At 59.4% G+C, this 18,202-nt stretch carries 20 protein-coding genes; 7 read left to right on the top strand and 13 right to left on the bottom strand.

Features of this window, described 5'->3' with window-relative positions; all coding sequences use genetic code 11:
- The first annotated feature begins 5 nt into the window (after positions 1 to 5).
- Entirely contained in the window at positions 6 to 608 is a 603-nt protein-coding gene (pncA, locus tag FN828_RS01140; RefSeq protein WP_142491540.1) for a bifunctional nicotinamidase/pyrazinamidase, read from the top strand.
- A 60-nt stretch (positions 609 to 668) separates the two neighbouring features.
- Entirely contained in the window at positions 669 to 1,958 is a 1,290-nt protein-coding gene (gene pncB / locus FN828_RS01135) for a nicotinate phosphoribosyltransferase (RefSeq protein ID WP_142491539.1), read from the top strand.
- A gap of 12 nt (positions 1,959 to 1,970) precedes the next feature.
- Here pncB and FN828_RS01130 read toward each other — a convergent pair whose 3' ends face one another.
- Positions 1,971 to 2,327: a hypothetical protein gene (locus FN828_RS01130; RefSeq protein ID WP_142491538.1), complete on the bottom strand. Its 357-nt coding sequence runs from the start codon at positions 2,325 to 2,327 to the stop codon at positions 1,971 to 1,973.
- A gap of 145 nt (positions 2,328 to 2,472) precedes the next feature.
- On the opposite strand from FN828_RS01130, the gene FN828_RS01125 reads away from it, so the two are divergent.
- A complete protein-coding gene (locus FN828_RS01125; protein ID WP_142491537.1) occupies positions 2,473 to 4,047 on the top strand; it encodes a choice-of-anchor L domain-containing protein in 1,575 nt (524 codons plus the stop codon).
- 62 nt (positions 4,048 to 4,109) lie between these two features.
- On the opposite strand, the gene dapD is transcribed toward FN828_RS01125, so the two are convergent.
- A complete protein-coding gene (gene dapD / locus FN828_RS01120) occupies positions 4,110 to 4,937 on the bottom strand; it encodes a 2,3,4,5-tetrahydropyridine-2,6-dicarboxylate N-succinyltransferase (RefSeq protein ID WP_142491536.1) in 828 nt (275 codons plus the stop codon).
- Positions 4,938 to 5,051: 114 nt separating this feature from the next.
- On the bottom strand, positions 5,052 to 5,975 hold the full coding sequence (locus tag FN828_RS01115; protein WP_142491535.1) for a threonine/serine dehydratase: 924 nt from the start codon (positions 5,973 to 5,975) through the stop codon (positions 5,052 to 5,054).
- 87 nt (positions 5,976 to 6,062) lie between these two features.
- Between FN828_RS01115 and FN828_RS01110 the strand changes: the two genes are divergently transcribed.
- A complete protein-coding gene (locus tag FN828_RS01110) occupies positions 6,063 to 6,908 on the top strand; it encodes an LOG family protein (protein ID WP_142491534.1) in 846 nt (281 codons plus the stop codon).
- A 67-nt stretch (positions 6,909 to 6,975) separates the two neighbouring features.
- Here FN828_RS01110 and FN828_RS01105 read toward each other — a convergent pair whose 3' ends face one another.
- From FN828_RS01105 to FN828_RS01095, 3 genes are all read right to left on the bottom strand, one after another.
- A complete protein-coding gene (locus FN828_RS01105; RefSeq protein ID WP_142491533.1) occupies positions 6,976 to 7,185 on the bottom strand; it encodes a hypothetical protein in 210 nt (69 codons plus the stop codon).
- A gap of 115 nt (positions 7,186 to 7,300) precedes the next feature.
- Positions 7,301 to 8,491 carry a 23S rRNA (adenine(2503)-C(2))-methyltransferase RlmN gene (gene rlmN, locus FN828_RS01100; RefSeq protein WP_142491532.1) on the bottom strand — a complete coding sequence of 397 codons (1,191 nt, stop codon included), beginning with the start codon at positions 8,489 to 8,491 and terminating at the stop codon, positions 7,301 to 7,303.
- A 126-nt stretch (positions 8,492 to 8,617) separates the two neighbouring features.
- Positions 8,618 to 9,145, bottom strand: coding sequence for an invasion associated locus B family protein (locus tag FN828_RS01095; RefSeq protein WP_185958899.1), 528 nt, complete (start codon positions 9,143 to 9,145; stop codon positions 8,618 to 8,620).
- Between the two features lie 189 nt (positions 9,146 to 9,334).
- Here FN828_RS01095 and FN828_RS01090 point away from each other — a divergent pair, with 189 nt between their 5' ends.
- From FN828_RS01090 to FN828_RS01080, 3 genes are all read left to right on the top strand, one after another.
- Positions 9,335 to 10,345: an asparaginase gene (locus FN828_RS01090; RefSeq protein ID WP_142491531.1), complete on the top strand. Its 1,011-nt coding sequence runs from the start codon at positions 9,335 to 9,337 to the stop codon at positions 10,343 to 10,345.
- Positions 10,346 to 10,400: 55 nt separating this feature from the next.
- Positions 10,401 to 11,081 (top strand): protein-tyrosine phosphatase family protein, encoded by a 681-nt coding sequence (locus FN828_RS01085; protein WP_142491530.1) that lies wholly within the window; start codon positions 10,401 to 10,403, stop codon positions 11,079 to 11,081.
- 87 nt (positions 11,082 to 11,168) lie between these two features.
- Entirely contained in the window at positions 11,169 to 11,930 is a 762-nt protein-coding gene (locus FN828_RS01080) for a glycosyltransferase family 29 protein (RefSeq protein ID WP_142491529.1), read from the top strand.
- Here the strand turns inward: FN828_RS01080 and FN828_RS01075 are convergent.
- The 7 genes from FN828_RS01075 to rsfS form a co-directional block, all read right to left on the bottom strand.
- Complete coding sequence (locus FN828_RS01075; protein ID WP_142491528.1) at positions 11,878 to 12,360, bottom strand: RNA pyrophosphohydrolase; 483 nt, start codon at positions 12,358 to 12,360, stop codon at positions 11,878 to 11,880. The two genes, FN828_RS01080 and FN828_RS01075, sit on opposite strands and share 53 nt — an antisense overlap.
- A gap of 77 nt (positions 12,361 to 12,437) precedes the next feature.
- On the bottom strand, positions 12,438 to 13,010 hold the full coding sequence (locus FN828_RS01070) for a peroxidase-related enzyme (protein WP_142491527.1): 573 nt from the start codon (positions 13,008 to 13,010) through the stop codon (positions 12,438 to 12,440).
- Between the two features lie 176 nt (positions 13,011 to 13,186).
- Entirely contained in the window at positions 13,187 to 14,524 is a 1,338-nt protein-coding gene (locus FN828_RS01065; protein WP_142491526.1) for a S41 family peptidase, read from the bottom strand.
- A gap of 3 nt (positions 14,525 to 14,527) precedes the next feature.
- Positions 14,528 to 15,667 carry a murein hydrolase activator EnvC family protein gene (locus FN828_RS01060; RefSeq protein WP_142491525.1) on the bottom strand — a complete coding sequence of 380 codons (1,140 nt, stop codon included), beginning with the start codon at positions 15,665 to 15,667 and terminating at the stop codon, positions 14,528 to 14,530.
- Positions 15,664 to 17,184 (bottom strand): 2,3-bisphosphoglycerate-independent phosphoglycerate mutase, encoded by a 1,521-nt coding sequence (gene gpmI, locus FN828_RS01055; RefSeq protein ID WP_142491524.1) that lies wholly within the window; start codon positions 17,182 to 17,184, stop codon positions 15,664 to 15,666. Before gpmI ends, FN828_RS01060 begins: the two co-directional genes overlap by 4 nt.
- A 102-nt stretch (positions 17,185 to 17,286) precedes the next feature.
- Positions 17,287 to 17,757 carry a 23S rRNA (pseudouridine(1915)-N(3))-methyltransferase RlmH gene (rlmH, locus tag FN828_RS01050; RefSeq protein WP_142491523.1) on the bottom strand — a complete coding sequence of 157 codons (471 nt, stop codon included), beginning with the start codon at positions 17,755 to 17,757 and terminating at the stop codon, positions 17,287 to 17,289.
- Positions 17,757 to 18,122, bottom strand: coding sequence for a ribosome silencing factor (gene rsfS, locus FN828_RS01045; protein WP_142491522.1), 366 nt, complete (start codon positions 18,120 to 18,122; stop codon positions 17,757 to 17,759). Before rsfS ends, rlmH begins: the two co-directional genes overlap by 1 nt.
- Positions 18,123 to 18,202 lie beyond the last annotated feature (80 nt).

Genomic DNA, 18,202 nt, shown 5'->3' with positions numbered 1-18,202 from the left:
TTACCATGTCCGAAGCCCTGATCGTGATTGATGTCCAAACTGATTTCTGCCCCGGCGGGGCGCTTGCCGTGGCCGGGGGCGATCAGATCGTGCCGGGGATCAATGCGCTGATGGCGCAGGCGGATGCCGTGGTGCTGACGCAGGATTGGCACCCGGCAAATCATTCATCCTTTGCGTCGCAGCATGACGGGGCCGCGCCGTTTTCGCTGATCGACATGCCCTATGGCCCACAGGTGTTGTGGCCGGATCATTGCATTCAGGGCACGGATGGGGCGGGGTTTCATCCTGATCTGGCCGTGGACCGGGCGGAACTGATCATCCGCAAGGGGTTCCGCCGTGGGATCGACAGCTATTCAGCCTTTTTTGAAAACGATCACACCACCCCAACCGGGTTAGAGGGGTATTTGCGCAGCCGTGGCGTTGACCGTCTGGTGATGGTGGGGCTGGCCACGGATTTTTGCGTGAATTATTCGGCGGTGGATGCGGCAAAGCTGGGGTTTCAGGTGCAGGTCCGGGCCGATCTGTGCCGGGCTATTGATCTGGACGGATCGCTGGCCGCAGCGGTTCAGGGGATGCAACAGGCCGGGGTGCAGATTTCCGGCCTCTAGGGCTTGGAGCAACCGAGGCGCTGACGTATCAACGACAGGCAGCACGAAAGGAATACACCCGTGGACATCGCGACCCGAGTCTGGAACCACAAGTGGCGGATTGACCCGATTGTTCGGTCCCTGATTGACACGGATTTCTATAAGTTGCTGATGTGTCAGTCTGTTTTCCGGAATAAGCCGGATACGCAGGTTACGTTCAGCCTGATCAACCGCAGCAAATCCATCAGGTTGGCCGATCTGATCGACGAAGGCGAATTGCGTGAACAACTGGATCATATCCGGTCCCTGTCGCTGACGCGCGGCGAAAGCACCTGGCTGCGCGGCAACACCTTTTATGGTAAGCGCCAGATGTTTCGCCCGGATTTCATGGAGTGGTTCGAGGGGTTGCGCCTGCCCGATTACCATCTGGAAAAACGCGATGGGCAATACGAACTGACCTTTGAGGGAAGCTGGCCCGAGGTGATGATGTGGGAAGTTCCCGCGCTGGCGGTTCTGATGGAACTGCGGGGGCGGGCAGTGCTGAATCATATGGCAAAATTTGAGCTACAGGTTTTGTATGCCCGCGCCATGACAAAGCTGTGGCAAAAAGTCGAAGCCCTGCGCCAGATTGATAACCTGCGGATCGCCGATTTCGGCACCCGGCGGCGGCATTCCTATTTGTGGCAGGATTGGTGTGTGCAGGCCATGATCGAAGGTCTGGGGGAAAAATTCGTTGGCACCTCGAATTGCCTGATCGCCATGAAGCGCGATATCGAAGCCATCGGCACCAATGCGCATGAATTGCCAATGGTTTATGCTGCGTTAGCCGAAACCGATGCTGAATTGGCGCAGGCCCCCTATCAGGTCTTGGCCGATTGGCATGAAGAACACTCTGGCAACCTGCGGATCATTTTGCCTGATACCTATGGCACCGAAGGGTTCCTGAAGCACGCGCCCGATTGGCTGGCTGGCTGGACGGGTATCCGTATTGATAGCGGCGATCCCGCTGCCGGGGCCGAGGCTGCAATCCGTTGGTGGCAGGACCGTGGCGAAGACCCGACGCGCAAGATGATCATCTTCTCGGACGGGCTGGACGTGGATAAAATCGCTGAATTACAGGCGCAGTTCGCAGGGCGTTGCCGTCCGTCCTTTGGGTGGGGAACGTTGCTGACGAATGATTTCCGCGGCCTGACGCCTGATGATGCGCTTGCGCCGTTTTCACTGGTTTGCAAGGCCGTCAGCGCCAATGGCCGACCCACTGTGAAACTGTCCGATAACCCGAACAAGGCGATGGGGCCACAAGACGAAATCGACCGCTACAAACGGGTTTTCGATGTCGGGCAGCAACAGCGCATGGATGTGGTTGTCTGATCCGAACCGGGTTTAATGTTTCGGCGTGTCGCCGCCATCATCGCCGAAAAACGGGGTCATCTGGGCCACGATGACAGAATTTTCATCCAGCGCCCGCTGCATCAGCGTGCGTTCGTCCTCGTCCACGTCATGACCTTGGTCCAGCCGTTCGTCCAGCGTGCCGTAGCCGGTCACATCCAGCGGGGCCAGATCGGCCTGTTTCAGGATTGCCACGGTTTCGCGCACCGCTTCTGCCTCGTCCACGCCGCTGGCATAGCACATCAGCGCCGCCCCGGATGATCCTTTGGGCAGCCCGTCGCCGTCTTTGCGGCCGACCTGAACCAGCAAGGTATAAACCTTCTGGCGCGATACTTTTGCTTCCTTGCTCATGCTGTGCGCCTTACGCGCCCGCTTCTGTCCGGTCAAGCAGACGTTTCGTATTTGCCTTGAATTGTTGGGAAATACCGTTGGGCTGAAAGGGTTCGTGAACCCTTTGCCATTATCCCCTGCGCAAAGAGTAAGGAAGGGGACAAGCGTGACCACAGCCGCAGAATTGCCGATTGATACCACTGCCACGGCGATGGATATGGCCGAAGAAATGTTTGGCACGGGCGTGCAGATCGTTTCAGCCAGCTATACCGGCGCGGCAGATTCTTCGGGGATTTTTAGCAATGGCGATAGCGTGGCGCCCGGTGTTACGCCGTCTGACACCGGGGTTATTCTGTCCACGGGATACGCCACATCCATCACCAACAGCACGGGTGACGCCAATATATCTGCGGATACATCGGGTGTGATGAATACTGTAGGTGATATTGGGCTAAGCGGGATCGCGGGAACCTCTACCTTCGACGCCGCAGTATTTGAGGCATCGTTCATCCCTGATGGCACGATGCTGACGATGCAGATCACCTTCTCGTCCGAGGAATATCTGGAATATGTCGGATCAGGGTTCAACGATGTCGTCGGGATTTGGGTGAATGGGGTGCAGGCCGAACTTCGGGTGGGCGAAGGTGATATTACCATCGACAACATCAACGATAGTTCAAACGAAAACCTGTATGTCGATAACCCCGCTGATTCCGAAGTGGCGAATACGGAAATGGATGGGTTCACGATCACCCTGTCTCTGGACGCCCCCGTTATTGCTGGTGAGGTGAATACCATTCGTATCGGCATCGCGGATGCTGGTGATGAATTTTATGATAGCAACCTGATGATCGCCGGAGATTCGGTGCAATGCGCGATGATTGCCGGGGATGATGAACTGACGATCACCATGGATGGAGCCGGGGAATTCGATCTTCTGGGAAATGATGTATCGGTCATTGGGCCATCGCTGACAATTACCATGATCAATGGGCAACCAGTGATAGCAGGCGATACTGTCACGCTTGCGACCGGGGAAGTGATTACCCTGAATGCCGATGGTACGATTACGCTTTTGGCAGATAGCGACATCGGGACTACAACCTTTACCTACGAGGTAACAGACGTCGACGGAAATACCGATATTGGCTATGTGGCGCTGCAAACGACGCCCTGTTTTACCGCTGGCACGCTGATTGATACGCCGCGCGGGGCGGTGCCGGTGGAAACCTTGCGCCCCGGTGATCTGGTGCGGACCCGTGATAACGGGCTACAACCCCTGCGCTGGATTGGCACCAGTAAACGCTTTGCTGCTGGTGTGGATGCGCCCGTGCGTTTCGCGGCGGGGGTTTTGGGTCCGCATGGGAATGTCGAGTTTTCACCAAACCACCGCATTCTGTGGCATGGGCCGCGGGCCGCTTTGTTGTTTGGGGAAACGGAACTTCTGATTAAAGCGCAGGATTTGCTGGGGCGTCCGGGGGTTTCCCGGCGACAGGATGGTCGGCCCGTGACCTATGTTCATTTGCTGTTTGATCAGCATGAAATCGTTACCGCGAATGGATTGTTCAGTGAAAGCTATCATCCGGGGAACGAAACGCTGGGCAGTTTCGATCCAGATACGCGTTGTGAAATCCTGCGGTTGATGCCGGGGCTGGTCGATATATCCGGGGTTGGCTATGGTCCGGCTGCGCGCTTGTCATTGCGCCCTTATGAAACACGTGTGCTTTTGCGCAGCGCGTGAAACCGCAATAAAAAACGCGCCCCGATTAGGGCGCGTTTCATCATCAGTCATGACCAATCGGATCAGTCGCGCAGCAAATCGTTGATCGAGGTTTTCGAGCGCGTTTTCGCGTCCACCCGTTTCACGATTACGGCGCAATACAGATGCACACCGTTTTTCGAGGGCATCGACCCGGATACCACAACCGATCCGGCGGGGACTTCGCCGTACATCACTTCGCCGGTTTCGCGGTCCACGATCTTGGTCGACTGGCCGATATACACGCCCATGCCCAGCACGGACCCTTCGCGGACGATCACGCCTTCGACCACCTCGGAGCGTGCCCCGATAAAGCAGTTATCTTCGATGATGGTCGGTCCGGCCTGCATCGGTTCCAGCACGCCGCCAATGCCAACGCCACCCGACAGGTGGACGTTTTTACCGATCTGGGCGCAGCTACCCACCGTGGCCCAGGTGTCCACCATCGTGCCGCTGTCCACATAGGCACCAAGGTTCACAAAGGACGGCATCAGCACCACGCCCGGCGCGATAAAGGCGGATTTGCGAACAATGCAGTTCGGCACGGCGCGGAACCCGGCGGATTTCCACTGTGCTTCGTCCCAGTTCAGGAACTTGCTGTCCACCTTGTCCCACCAGCCGCCGCCTTGCGGGCCGCCCGATTGGATTTCCATGTCCTTCAGCCGGAAGCCCAGCAACACGGCCTTTTTCGCCCACTGGTTCACATGCCAGTTGCCGTCCGCCTGCTTTTCCGCCACGCGCAACGATCCCGAATCCAGCGCGTTCAGCGTGGCTTCGATGGCATCGCGGGTTTCGCCGGTGGTGGCGGGGGTAATGGTATCGCGCGCGTCCCACGCGGCTTCGATCGCAGCTTCCAACTGGGCGTTCGACATGGGTCTCTCCCTTAATAGGCAATTCAAACTTGGCATAGCCTATAAGGCCCCGCGCCCCCCCGCGCAATGCGCCTGTGGGTATGCACGGGTACACCGTTTGTCTTGCTGGTTCCGTTATCCGGTAAATGGATCGGGTGCGATATTGGCACCGCACACCAGCACTGCCACGCGTTCGCCGGGTTCGGGCCGATACGCCCCGCTGATCAGCGCCGACAGGGCTGCCGCACCTGCCGGTTCCACCAATTGCCGGGCCTCGCGCCACAAGGCGCGTTGCGCCGTAACAATGGCCTGATCCGGCACCAGCACGGACTGCACGCCCACCGATTGCGCCAGATCGTAACACATCCGCCCAATCACCCGCGCCCCCAGCGCATTTGCGGCGACGCCCGACACGTCGGTTGCGGTATCCGGGCCATGCGCCAGCGCGTTATGCAGGGTCGCTGCCTGTTCGGGTTCTACCGCCACCACCTTGCGCCGTCCGTTCAGCCAAGCCAGCGCCCCGCCGATCAAACCGCCGCCACCCACGGCGATCAGCACCGTATCGGCATCCAGTCCTTGTTCTTCCCATTCCAGCATCACGGTGCCTTGGCCTTCCAGCGTGCCGGGGGCGTCATAGGCGTGGATTTGCATCGCGCCAGTGTCCCGTTCGTAGGCCTGTGCCTGCTCCAACGCATTGGCATAGGCCCCCGGCACCACCACCAGATCAGCCCCCTGATCGCGGATCAGCGCAATTTTCGATGGCCCGGCAATTTCCGGTACATAAATCCGCGCCTTATGCCCCAGTTGCGCCGCCGCATAGGCCACCGCCGCACCGTGATTGCCGCCGGATGCCGCCACCAAACCGGCCGCCGGTACGTCACCTTTTAGCAGCGTGTTGAACGCGCCCCGTGCCTTGAAACTGCCGGTATGCTGCATCTGTTCCAGTTTCATCTGGATCGGATAACCCAGTCCAAAGCCGTTGAATGCCAACACCGGGGTGCGGGTGACATGCGGGCGGATGCGTTGCATCGCCGTTTCAATTGCCGGTTTCCATTCCATCGCAGGCCCCTTCTGTCCAAACCGTGACTGGCAAAGTCCGGGCCAAACCTATAGGTCTGAGGGACAGGCGCAAGCAGGGAAACCCAGATGAAAGACGACCGCACCAGCCCGTTCCGCGATGCTCATATCGACCGCACCACCGCCCGAGAGGTGCCGGACACCGCGCAGACGCGCGCGCCTTCCTACAGGCTGGCGTTCGATGATTTCGATTTCATGTGCCGCGATGAATTGCGCCCGGTGCGGCTGCAACTGGAACTGCTGAAACCGCAACTGATGCTGGATGAATACGGGGTTGAAAGCACCGTGGTCCTGTTCGGCGGTGCGCGTGTTCCTGCGCCGGATCAAAAGCATACGGCGAAAACCGAAACGTTGGCGGGGTTGTCCAAATATCACGAAGAAGCCCGCAAATTCGCCTATATGGTCACGCAGGAATCTTTGTCCACGGGCAAGCATGATAACATCATTTGCACCGGCGGCGGCCCCGGTGTGATGGAGGCCGGGAACCAAGGTGCGGCGCAGGCCGGGGGGATTTCCATCGGGTTGAATATCGTGCTGCCACACGAACAAGCCCCCAACGCCCATGTGACGCCGGACCTGTGTTTCAATTTCCACTATTTCGCGATCCGCAAAATGCATTTCCTGATGCGGGCGAATGCGATCTGTGTGTTCCCCGGTGGGTTCGGTACTTTGGATGAGATGTTCGAGGCGCTGACCCTGATCCAGACCGGACGCATGAAGCGGGTGCCGTTCCTGCTGTTTGGCTGTGATTTCTGGTGCAACATCATCAACTGGCAGGCATTGGCCGATGCCGGAACCATCAGCCCCGAAGATCTGGACCTGTTCCGTTATGTCGAAACCGCCGAGGAGGCGTTCGAGGCATTGCACAACTGGGAAGGCGCTGGTCAGAAACGCGACGTTATTCCCGGTCGCTGACCGCTGGGAACGGGGTCGCGCGGCGGCCTTGGGCCTTGATTCCGCGCGGGACCGTGATGTGTTCAGTTCAGTGCAGCAGGTCCGCCGGAACCGCGCAGATTTCCTGTTTGCGCAGGTTGGCAATCACTTCGCCGTGGTCGGTGTCCATCACGCGATAGCCGTAGCCCATCAGCCGGAATTTCCATTCGCGCACGGATACCGATTTCATCCGTTCCTGACGGACCAATTCCAGCACGCTGTTGCTGATGGCGGGGGTGATCGTTTCGATTTTCTGCATTGTTCTGTCTCCAGTGGAACTTGTTACTGGAAACAGTCTGTTGCTGGATTCGGGCGCAAAATGCCCCGAAATGGGGCATTTATGTGAAATTTGAAACAGTCGCCGCCAAAGACGGTTATTGTTGCGACAGCCCCGCCTCGGCCTCGATCTGGGCGCGGGATTTGCGGGCGCGTTCGGTGGCCGATTTCAACTGACCACAGGCGGCCATGATATCTTCGCCGCGCGGGGTGCGGATCGGGCTGGCATATCCGGCCTTGTAAATGATGTCGGCGAATTTTTCGATCCGCGCCCAGTCCGACCGCTGATAGGGGCTGCCGGGCCATTCGTTGAACGGGATCAGGTTGATCTTGGCCGGAATGCCCTGAATCAGTTTCACCAGACGGCGGGCATCGTCGTCGCTGTCATTCACGTCTTTCAGCATCACATATTCAAACGTGATCCGTTCGCTGTTGGACAGTTTCGGATAGGCCCGCAGTGCGTCCAGCAGTTCCTTGATATTCCAGCGTTTGTTGATCGGCACCAGTTTATCGCGCACCTCGTCCGTGGTGGCGTGGAACGATACCGCCAGCATACAGCCGATTTCTTCGGCGCATTTGGCGATTTCCGGCACAACGCCGCTGGTGGACAGGGTGATGCGGCGGCGCGACAGGGAAATGCCTTCGCCATCCATAGCGATTTTCATCGCATTGCGCACGTTGTCGAAATTATACAGCGGTTCGCCCATGCCCATCAGCACCACGTTGGACAGCAGGCGCGGACCTGCGTCGCCCGTTCCCACGCCCGGTTCGGGCCATTCGTCCAGATCGTCGCGGGCCATCATGATCTGCCCCACGATTTCCCCGGCGGTCAGGTTGCGCACCAGCTTTTGCGTGCCGGTATGGCAGAACGAACAGGTCAGGGTGCAACCCACCTGTGAACTGACACACAGCGTTCCGCGATCGGTTTCGGGGATATACACGACCTCAACCTCGTGCCCCCCTGCAATCCGCACCAGGTATTTCCGTGTCCCGTCCGCCGATACCTGCTTTGAAACCATTTCCGGGATGTCGACCACGAAATGTTCGGCCAGTTGCGCCCGATAGGTTTTTGCCAGATTAGTCATCGCGTCGAAATCGCGCACGCCCCACTGGTAAATCCATTGCCAGACCTGATTGACCCGCATCTTCACCTGCTTTTCAGGTGTTCCCATGTCCAGCAACGCCTGCCGCAACTGGTCGCGCGTCAACCCCACAAGATTCACTGGCCCTTCGGGCAGCTTGCGGGGAATGGTCATTACGTCTTGGGTAATCGGGGTCGAGGCCGACATCGCACATGTCCTTTTTCGGGATGAACAGGCCACATATAGGATTCTTCGGCGAAAGCCAAAAGATAAGTTGCAAATGCAAAAACGGCCCCACAGCGGGGGCCGCATCTACACCGAACCGAAATCGGATCAGTTACAGCGCTTTTCCGCCTCTTCCACAGCCGCGGTGAAACCCAGCAGGCTGAAGGTGTCCTTGGTCTGCGTTCCGCGTGCCGAACGGGCGGTCAAAACCGCCTTGGTGCCACGTTTCAGGGATGCGATGATTTTGGCATCATCCCCGGCCGAGGCGGGCCAGGCCCATTCCCCTTCGCTGAACAGTTCAAACACGTCGCCATCCACATCCAGCGTGACCGGCACGCTGGGCGCGAAGGGATAGCCGCCGGTAAAGGTCAGTTGCCCCTTTACCCCGGCTGCCGGGCGATAGAATGCCATCAGCAAAATATCCCCCCGGCGCACGGCGACCACGCGCCCGTCCTTGGTGTTCACGGTTTCCTTGGGCGACGATACCGCCCAGCATTCCTTGGGGTCTTTGTCTTCAAAAACGCTCCAGTCGGTTTTCGCGGCCACTTGGTTATCGCTCGACTCTTGCGCCCAAACACCTGTTGCCGCCAGTGCCATTACAGCCCCGGCCAATGCGCCAACAAAAGGTGATCCCATTCTTCCAGCCTCCAAGCTGTGAATTGCCTCAATATGCTGTCCGACGCGCCGCTTTCTGTTATGGACATTCTTGGCTGACGCGTCATTTTCGTCTCGACAATGCAATATTAGCCCGAAATTCGCCATCGACGAAAGAGCCATTGGCGGAATTTCGCACAGAGTTGAACTCGAAAGTAGAAGGAAACGATCATGGTGCAGCCTGTTCCCCTTGCTGAAATCTGGCGTGGTCCGTTTTTGGAAAGCGTCCATTTGGGTCATGCGGTCATCGTGGACGGCACCGGCCAGATCGTTGAAGCATGGGGCGATCCCAGTGTGACTGTGCTGCCGCGCAGCTCATCCAAAATGCTTCAGGCTTTGCCGTTGATCGAAAGTGGTGCCGCTGATGCCTTTGGGTTGGGGCAGGAACAACTGGCGCTGGCCTGTGCGTCGCATAATGGGGCGGCCATCCATACGGATCGGGTTCGGGCGTGGCTGGATCATATCGGCATGACGGACGATGATTTCCGCTGTGGCCCGCAGGAACCCGGTGACAAGGAAGCCCGCGATGCGCTGATCTGCGCCCATGATGCGCCTTGCCAGTATCACAACAACTGTTCGGGCAAACATTCGGGGTTTCTGACCTTGAACAAACATATCGGCGGTGATCCCGAATATGTGCAAACCGACCACCCCATTCAAAGGGCCGTCTTGGACGGGTTCGAGGATTTGACACAGGAAGCCAGCCCCGGTTTTGGGATTGATGGCTGTTCTGCCCCGAATTTTGCCACCTCGCTGCTGGGTATGGCCCGCGCGATGGCCTTTTATGCCAATGCCAAAGAGGGGCAGGGCGTTCGTGCCAGTGCCGCCGCCCGCCTGCGGGATGCAATGGTGGCCTATCCCGAATTGGTCGCCGGTGAAGGCCGCGCTTGTACTGAACTGATGCGGGCGATGGACGGACGTGTTGCCCTGAAAACCGGGGCCGAGGCATTCTTTATCGCCATTATCCCTGAAAAAGGCTGGGGTATTGCGCTAAAAGTGGCGGACGGTACGACGCGCGGCGCGGAATGCGCGATTGCGGCGCTGCTGGTCAGGCATGGCCTGCTGGATGCGGAACACCCGGCAACCCGTAAACGGATGAATGCGGTCATCCGTAACTGGCGTGGCATCGAAACCGGCATGATCCGCCCCGCCGAACAGATTTTGCCCCGCGCCAACGGTTGACAGCACAGGTTGCCCGCCGCATCACCGCGGCAGGCAACCAACGAACGGGCGCAGGATGAAGCTGACGCAACGCATCGCAGATTGGGAACGACGGTTCCGCACCTCTTTTGGGGATCGTATTGATACGCCCGGTCAGCGGTTGCTGTCCTCGGTGCATTTTGAATTGTTCGACCACGCGCTGTTGCGCCATTTGTGGACCAATCAGGCGCAAATCGCGCCGGGGGTGTTCCGGTCCAACCAACCGGGACCGGCCCGTGTGGCCCGCTATGCCCGTGATGGAATCAAAACCATTGTTACTCTGCGCGGCACCGCTCAACGCGCCCATTACCTGTTCGAGGAAGAAGCCTGCAAACGCCACGGAATCACCCTGATCCCTGTCAGTCTGCACGCCAAAAAACCATGTGAGCGGGATGAAATGCTGCGTCTGATCGCGCTGTTTCCCACGTTGGAACGCCCGTTTCTGATGCATTGCAAATCCGGGGCGGATCGGGCTGGTCTGGCCTCGGTCCTGTATCTGATGACGCAAATGGGGCAGCCGCTGGAACAGGCCCGCAAACAATTGGGTTTGCGGCATCTGCATGTCAAATCGTCCAAGGCCGGGGTGCTGGATCACATGCTGGATATGTATGCCGCCCGCAACGCCCAAAGCCCGATCAGCATCACGGACTGGATCGCTACCGAATACGATGCCGATGTTTTGGCGCGTGAATTTGCGGCTTTGCGCGGGACTTCCTGACACGAAAAATTCGCGCTGTCGTCATCTCATTGTTGCCTGCCGGGTGCAGGTCTGCCGCGTCTTTATCTGGCAACGGCTGACCCGGAAATGTCCCTTGATCGTCTGAGTTTCCTGATCGCGAAACTGCGCCGGAACGAAGCCATGCTGGCCGCGTTTTCCGCGCCGCTGGCCCGGTTGAACGATGATATACGCGGGAAAAACGTGGCGCTGGTTGGCAATGCCCGGTCCCTGTCGCTGGCGGATCACGGTGCCGAGATTGAAAGCGCCGATCTGATCGTGCGGCTGAACCGGGCGCCGATGCTTGCGCCGTTTACACATGGCACGCGTACCGATTGGCTGGCCATGTCGATCCGCCCCGATGCGGCCACGCTGGCGCGAACGGCCCCGTCGCGGTTGTTATGGATGACCCCGAAACGCAAAAATCTGTCCTATGCGCTGGCCCGTGATTCCCGGTTTTTTCTGACCCCACCGGAATTGTCCGGGGGGCTGTCCGCTACGTTGGGCGCACGGCCTTCGACCGGGATCATGGTCATGGCGTTGCTGGCTGCGATGCCCCATGCCAGCCTGTTGCTTTATGGGTTCGATTTCTTCGCCAGCCGCTCGTTATCCGGGGGGCGGCAGGCAGGGCAGGTGCCGCATGATTTTGCCGCTGAATCCGCATGGACCCATAGCCTGTGCCTGATGGACCCACGCATTCGGCTGATCCGCCCGGATGGGTCGCGGCCCTATCAGATTGCGCAGCAGCCTGACATTGACCGCGCCGACGGCTTTCCGTCACAGGTGGACGAAGCGTGCCCTACAGATGTTGGGCAAAGGCGCTTAGCACCCGCTGATATACTTCGCGTTTGAACGGCACGATATTGTCCACCAGATCCGCAGGGGGCAGCCAGCGCCATTCGGAAAATTCGGGGTGATCGGTTTGGATATTCACATCCGCATCCGTGCCGGTGAACCGCAGCAGGAACCATTTTTGTTCCTGCCCGCGATAGCGGCCTTTCCAGATGCGCGGCACCAGATCGTGCGGCAGATCATAGGGCAGCCAATCCGCCGTTTCCGCCGCCACTGTCACCAGATGGGCGGGAACGCCGGTTTCCTCTTCCAGCTCGCGCAGGGCGGCATCTTGTGGGGTTTCGCCCTTGTCGATCCCGCCTTGGGGCATTTGCCACGCTGGGCCGGGATTATCCAAACGCTGGCCCACAAAGACATGCCCATCGGCGTTCATCAACATGACGCCCACGTTGCGGCGATAGGGAAGTTTCGCGATTTCCTCGGGTGTCATTGGTATTGCCCTTGTTCCGTTCTGCGCGACATTAGGATGTGGGCCGGGCAAGGTCCACATCCCAATGCGTTCCGTGGTTACTTACGCCCCATCATGTAAAATTCGTCGTTCGGCCGCATCGAGGTGAAATTCGCCATGCGATTGGACAGGCCGAAAAAGGCGGTAACACCCGCGATATCCCAGATGTCTTCGTCGTTGAAACCGTGGCTGCGCAGGATTTCAAAATCAGCGTCACAGATGGATTTGGCATCCTGCGAAACCTTCAGGGCGAAATCCAGCATGGCCATTTGCCGGGGGGTAATATCCGCCTTGCGATAGTTGGCGGCCACCTGATCTGCGATGGTGGAATGCTTGGCGCGGATGCGCAGGATCGCGCCATGCGCCACGACGCAATACTGACAGTTGTTGTCCGATGACGTCACAACCACGATCATTTCGCGGTCCGCCTTGGTCAGGCCGCTGTCCTTTTCCATCAGCGCATCGTGATAGGCGATGAAGGCGCGCAATTCTTCGGGGCGGTGGGCCAGTGTCAGAAAGACGTTGGGGATGAACCCGGCCTTTTCCTGCACGCCCAGCATCATTTGCTTCAGATCGTCAGGCAGGTCATTCACGTCCGGCACAGGGTAGCGGCTGATGGGGTGAGCGGTCATGGTCTTCTCCTCCGGGGTGGGTTTTGTTTACCCGATTCAAATGTCTGACATTTAGATTGCCCCGAGAAGCCGCCTTGTGCAAGCGCAAGAATGCCGCATTTTGGGACCGCAAAGCAAAGGGGCCGCAGCGGTTTCCCGCCTGCGGCCCCCGATTGTTATTTGGGATAATCCCCGTGTTATTTCTGTGTGACGGCAGACAGGCCTTTTAGCAGGTCCAGCGCATAAGCCAGTTGGAAATCTTCCTCGCGCAGCTTTGCGGCTGCTTCAGCCTTGGCGCGGTCTTCCTCGATTTGCTTGATTTCGTCCTCGGTTAGGCTGTCGTTGGCCAGCGTTCCGCGCAGGTCCGCCTCGGACCGGGTGCGGCGTGCCGATGACTTGGCCTCGTCCTCCTCGGTGGTGGGGGTGCGGCGTGGTTGTTCCACCACGATGTCAGGCGATACGCCCAGATTTTGAATCGACCGTCCCGATGGCGTGTAATAGCGCGCAGTGGTCAGGCGCATCGCCCCGTCGCCCCGCAATGGCATCACCGTTTGAACAGATCCTTTGCCAAAGCTTTTGGTGCCAACCACGATGGCGCGATGGTGATCCTTCAACGCCCCCGACACGATTTCAGAAGCCGAGGCCGAGCCGCCATTGATCAGAACGACCATAGGCTTGCCTTCGATCAGATCGCCGGGGGTCGCATTGAACCGTTCGCCATCGTCCGGGTTGCGCCCACGGGTCGAAACGATCTCGCCCGAGTCCAGGAACGCGTCTGATACCCGGATCGCCTGCGTCAGCAGACCGCCGGGGTTGTTGCGCAGATCCACGACGATACCGTTGATCTTGTCCAGACCGCCAGCATCCTCGATTGCCTTTTTCAGGCCGTCTTCGACATTGGCATAGGTTTGGTCGTTAAAGGTGGTGATCCGAACCACGACAGAGTCACCCTCGCGGCGGGTCCGCGCGGCGGTCAGCTTGATCGTGTCACGAATGATCGACACATCGAACGGCTCGCTCTCGCCTTCGCGGACGATGGTGATGATGATTTCGCTACCCACCGGGCCGCGCATCATATCCACCGCCTGATCCAGCGTCAGGCCCAGCAGGCTTTCGCCGTTCACATGGGTGATGAAATCGCCCGCTTCCACGCCAGCGGCCTGCGCCGGGGTGCCGTCCATCGGGGACACAACCTTGACGAAACCTTCTTCTTGCGTGACTTCGATTCCCAGACCGCCAAATTCGCCCCGCGTTTGCATCCGCATGTCTGCGGCATCCTGCGGCGGCAAATAGCTGCTATGCGGGTCCAGCGAGGTCAGCATTCCGTTGATTGCGGCCTCGATCAGTTTTTTGTCGTCCACGTCCTCGACATATTGGGCGCGGATCCGTTCGAAGATATCGCCAAACAGATCAAGCTGCTCATAGACGTTGCTCTTCTGTGTGCTTTCCTGCGCCAGCAGCGGCCCGGCCACCTGCGTTGTCACCAACACACCCGCCAGTGTCCCGCTGATCGCAGCCATGACGAATTTCTTCATGGATCACTCTTCCTTTTTCATTTTGAACCACACCGCCGGGTCTACGGTGGCGTTGTCCTGTCTGACCTCTATGTAAAGCGTTTCCGAGGCCTGAGTTCCAGCCCCATCACCCGCCTGTGACAGAATTGTTCCCGGTCCGGCATCTGCGCCGCCCATCAACCCCACCGGGCTGCCCGATGGCAGGACCTCTCCGGCGTGGCCATATACCGTGTCTAATCCAGCCAACACGAACAATAACCCGGCCTGCGGTTCAAGGATCATCACGTTGCCGTAATCCAGCAGCGGCCCAAGATAGCGGATCGTTGCGGCGGTGGGTGTCGTCACCAATGCACGGGGTCGGGTCGCCAGCACGACGCCGGGCCGCGCAATGCCCGCCGCATCGCTTTCATCCGCCCGCAACAGAACACGCCCCTGCACCGGCAATGGCAATTCGCCCTTGCGGTGGGAAATATCGGGCAGGCTGCCTGCGGCTTCGTCCTCGGTGATGTCGTACAACCCGCTGGCGAACCCTTCCAGTGTCTCGGTCGAGGAAATCAGGATCGCGGTTTTCACCGGGTCTTCGGTGAATCGTTTCGGCAGGTTCGTGCGGTCGGCCAATGCCTGACTTAGGTCGGCGCGCGCTTTTTGCACCCCGTCCAGCCCCCGGCGCAGCGTGTCGGCGGCGCTTTCCTGAAGCGTGCGCAGGGTTTTCACCTCTTCCAGCTTTACCCGCAATTCGGCGGCTTTGGTGTTCAGCGCCGGGGTGACGTCCGCCAGCAGCATTCCGGCCCGTGCCGTGCCTGTCGGGCCATCCGGGTGCAGCATTGCCACCGGGGCAGGCGCCGCGCCGATGCTTTGCAAGACGCCCAGCAGGCGGGCCACTTCGGCTTCGCGCGAGTGTAAATCCTGCGTCAGTCGTGCCTCGCGCAGGGCGACGCGGCGCAATCCGTCGCGCATGGCCTCCAGCCCATCCTCATAGGCCTTTAGCGTAATGGTCAGCGCCTTCACCCGGTCTCGGGCGCTGTCCGCCTTGGACAGATCAACCGCCGCCGCCTCTAACGCTTTGGCCGCTGCCCGCGCCGCCTGCGCAGGGTCAACGGGCTGCGCCGCCAGCATCAGCGGCCACAGGCACAACGCCAAAGATGCAGCCAGCCCCCTGATCATTCCAGCAGGCTTTGCCCGGTCATTTCGTCGGGTTGCGGCAGGTTCATCAGTTGCAACAGGGTCGGGGCCAGATCGGCCAACCGCCCGCCGCTGCGAAGCTGCGCCCCCACAGGGCCACCCACCAGAATAACCGGCACCGGGTTTGTGGTGTGCGCCGTGTGTGGTCCGCCCGTTACCGGGTCCACCATAGTTTCGCAATTGCCGTGGTCTGCGGTGACGATCATCGCCCCGCCCACCCTCTCCAGCGCGGCGACAACCCGCGTCAAACCCTGATCCACTGCTTCGCACGCTTTCATCGCCGCTTTCAGATCGCCAGTATGGCCTACCATGTCCGGGTTGGCATAGTTGGTCACGATCAGGTCATATCCGTCCTCGATCGCCTTCACAAAGGCGTCTGTCACCTCGCCCGCGCTCATTTCCGGTTGCAGGTCATAGGTCGCCACCTTGGGCGACGCCGCCATATAGCGATCTTCGCCCACTTCGGGGTCTTCCTTGCCGCCATTCAGGAAAAAGGTGACGTGCGGGTATTTTTCGGTTTCGGCCAGATGGAACTGGGTCTTACCCTGCTTGGCCACCCATTCGCCCAGCGTGTTGCGAATGTCGCGGGGCGGGAACACCGTTTTCATATAGGCGTTATGCCCTTCGGAATATTCTACCATCCCCAGCAAGGCTGCCCATTCAGGCCGAACCCCGGTGTCAAACGCGTCAAACCCCGGCTCGCCAATCGCCCGCAGAATTTCACGCGCCCGGTCCGCCCGGAAATTCAGGCAGAAAAATCCATCGCCATTCCGCGCCCCGGCATAATCGCCAATCACCGTGGCGCTGATAAATTCGTCGGTTTCTTCGCGCTGATAGGCGCTGTCCACTGCCTTGTGCGCACTGATGGCCTTGTTTCCCTTGGCATGGATCATCGCGTCATAGGCCTCGCGGACACGTTCCCAACGGTTGTCCCGGTCCATCGCGTAATATCGCCCGGTGACGGTGCCAACGGTTGCACCTTCGGGCAATGCCTCGGTCAGTTCGCGGACATAGGTAAAGGCCGATTTCGGTGCCACATCCCGTCCATCGGTGATGGCGTGCAACACCACCGGCACGCCTGCGGCTGCAATCGCCCGGATTGCAGCAATGATATGGGTCAGATGCCCATGCACCCCGCCATCCGATACCAAACCCATCAGATGCGCCGTGCCACCCGTGGCTTTCAGGCGGTCGATGAATGCCAAAAGCGCGGCATTTTGCTGAAAAGTGCCTTCTTCGATGGCCAAATCAATCTGGCCCAGATCCATCGCCACCACCCGGCCTGCGCCGATATTGGTGTGACCCACTTCGGAATTGCCCATCTGCCCGGTGGGCAGGCCCACATCGCGCCCATGCGTGATCAGCGTATTATTGGGACAGTCCGACATCAGCCGGTCAAAGGTGGGGGTCGCCGCCAGATAGGGCGCGTTGGCTTTGGTGTCGGCGCTCAGGCCCCAGCCATCCAGAATGCACAGAACAACAGGTTTTGGCGTGGTCATGTCTCAAATGCTCCTGAAATTTGAGCTGCTTCTAACGGCTTCGTTCAGCGGGGTGAACCACCCAAACCGCCACAGGGCATTTTTCCGGCCAAAAGGCAGGGCTTAAACCCGGTGATACGGCGATCCCGCCAGAATTGAGGCGGCACGGTACAATTGTTCGGTCAGCATCGCACGCGCCAACATATGCGGCCAGACCATCTGACCGAAGGACAGCGCGAAATCTGCTTGCGCCCGTAATGCGGGATCAATCCCATCGGCCCCACCGATGACAAAGGCCAGATCGCCCCGCCCGGCATCGCGCCAGCCCGCGATTTTGTCCGCGAACTGTGGCGAAGTCATAACAGAGCCGCGTTCGTCCATGACGCAAACAACCGCCCCCTTGGGCAGGGCGCGGTCCAGCAAGGCGGCCTCGGCGCTCATGCCGCCGCCTTTCTTGTCCTCAACCTCGTGCAGGGAAAGCGGCCCAAGGCCCAGTGCGCGGCCCGTTCGGTCGAACCGCGTCACATAATCGTCAATCAGTGCCTTTTCAGGGCCAGCACGCAACCGGCCCACGGCGCAGATATGAACGCGCATCAGACGCTGGCGGGCGTGGCCCCCGCAGGCAGCCACATCTTTTCAATCTGATAGAATTCGCGCACTTCGGGGCGGAATACATGAACGATCACGTCGCCGGTGTCGATCAATACCCAATCGCCGGTTTCCTTGCCTTCGACACGGGACTGACGACCGCAATCCTGTTTCAGGCGCTCGACCAGCTTTTCCGAGATTGCCGCCACTTGCCGGGACGACCGCCCCGAGCAGACCACCATGAAGTCGCCAATGGACGATTTCCCGCGCAGGTCTATCTGCACGATGTCTTCGGCCTTGTCGTCATTAAGGGATGCAAGAATACGCGCCAGAAGCTCTTCGCTGGTGACGTCTTTGGGGGTTGCGGTCATCACAGCCCCCGTTTCCGCGGCATCCGCCGCGCTGGAAGGTAAAGACAGGACATTGTCCTCCTAAGGTTCTTGCGCCGCCA

The sequence above is a fragment of the Thalassovita litoralis genome (genome assembly GCF_900182725.1).
GTDB classification, from domain to species: Bacteria; Pseudomonadota; Alphaproteobacteria; order Rhodobacterales; family Rhodobacteraceae; genus Thalassobius; species Thalassobius litoralis.
This window is presented reverse-complemented; position numbering and strand designations above follow the sequence as displayed.

Excerpts from the sequence above, each read along its gene's own strand:
- pncA (WP_142491540.1), top strand. The coding sequence starts at position 6 with ATGTCCGAAGCCCTGATCGTGATTGATGTCCAAACTGATTTCTGCCCC.
- FN828_RS01130 (WP_142491538.1), bottom strand. The coding sequence starts at position 2,327 with ATGAGCAAGGAAGCAAAAGTATCGCGCCAGAAGGTTTATACCTTGCTG.
- dapD (WP_142491536.1), bottom strand. The coding sequence starts at position 4,937 with ATGTCGAACGCCCAGTTGGAAGCTGCGATCGAAGCCGCGTGGGACGCG.
- FN828_RS01115 (WP_142491535.1), bottom strand. The coding sequence starts at position 5,975 with ATGGAATGGAAACCGGCAATTGAAACGGCGATGCAACGCATCCGCCCG.
- FN828_RS01110 (WP_142491534.1), top strand. The coding sequence starts at position 6,063 with ATGAAAGACGACCGCACCAGCCCGTTCCGCGATGCTCATATCGACCGC.
- FN828_RS01105 (WP_142491533.1), bottom strand. The coding sequence starts at position 7,185 with ATGCAGAAAATCGAAACGATCACCCCCGCCATCAGCAACAGCGTGCTG.
- rlmN (WP_142491532.1), bottom strand. The coding sequence starts at position 8,491 with ATGTCGGCCTCGACCCCGATTACCCAAGACGTAATGACCATTCCCCGC.
- FN828_RS01095 (WP_185958899.1), bottom strand. The coding sequence starts at position 9,145 with ATGGGATCACCTTTTGTTGGCGCATTGGCCGGGGCTGTAATGGCACTG.
- FN828_RS01090 (WP_142491531.1), top strand. The coding sequence starts at position 9,335 with ATGGTGCAGCCTGTTCCCCTTGCTGAAATCTGGCGTGGTCCGTTTTTG.
- FN828_RS01085 (WP_142491530.1), top strand. The coding sequence starts at position 10,401 with ATGAAGCTGACGCAACGCATCGCAGATTGGGAACGACGGTTCCGCACC.
- FN828_RS01080 (WP_142491529.1), top strand. The coding sequence starts at position 11,169 with ATGTCCCTTGATCGTCTGAGTTTCCTGATCGCGAAACTGCGCCGGAAC.
- FN828_RS01075 (WP_142491528.1), bottom strand. The coding sequence starts at position 12,360 with ATGACACCCGAGGAAATCGCGAAACTTCCCTATCGCCGCAACGTGGGC.
- FN828_RS01070 (WP_142491527.1), bottom strand. The coding sequence starts at position 13,010 with ATGACCGCTCACCCCATCAGCCGCTACCCTGTGCCGGACGTGAATGAC.
- FN828_RS01065 (WP_142491526.1), bottom strand. The coding sequence starts at position 14,524 with ATGAAGAAATTCGTCATGGCTGCGATCAGCGGGACACTGGCGGGTGTG.
- FN828_RS01060 (WP_142491525.1), bottom strand. The coding sequence starts at position 15,667 with ATGATCAGGGGGCTGGCTGCATCTTTGGCGTTGTGCCTGTGGCCGCTG.
- gpmI (WP_142491524.1), bottom strand. The coding sequence starts at position 17,184 with ATGACCACGCCAAAACCTGTTGTTCTGTGCATTCTGGATGGCTGGGGC.
- rlmH (WP_142491523.1), bottom strand. The coding sequence starts at position 17,757 with ATGCGCGTTCATATCTGCGCCGTGGGCCGGTTGCGTGCTGGCCCTGAA.
- rsfS (WP_142491522.1), bottom strand. The coding sequence starts at position 18,122 with ATGACCGCAACCCCCAAAGACGTCACCAGCGAAGAGCTTCTGGCGCGT.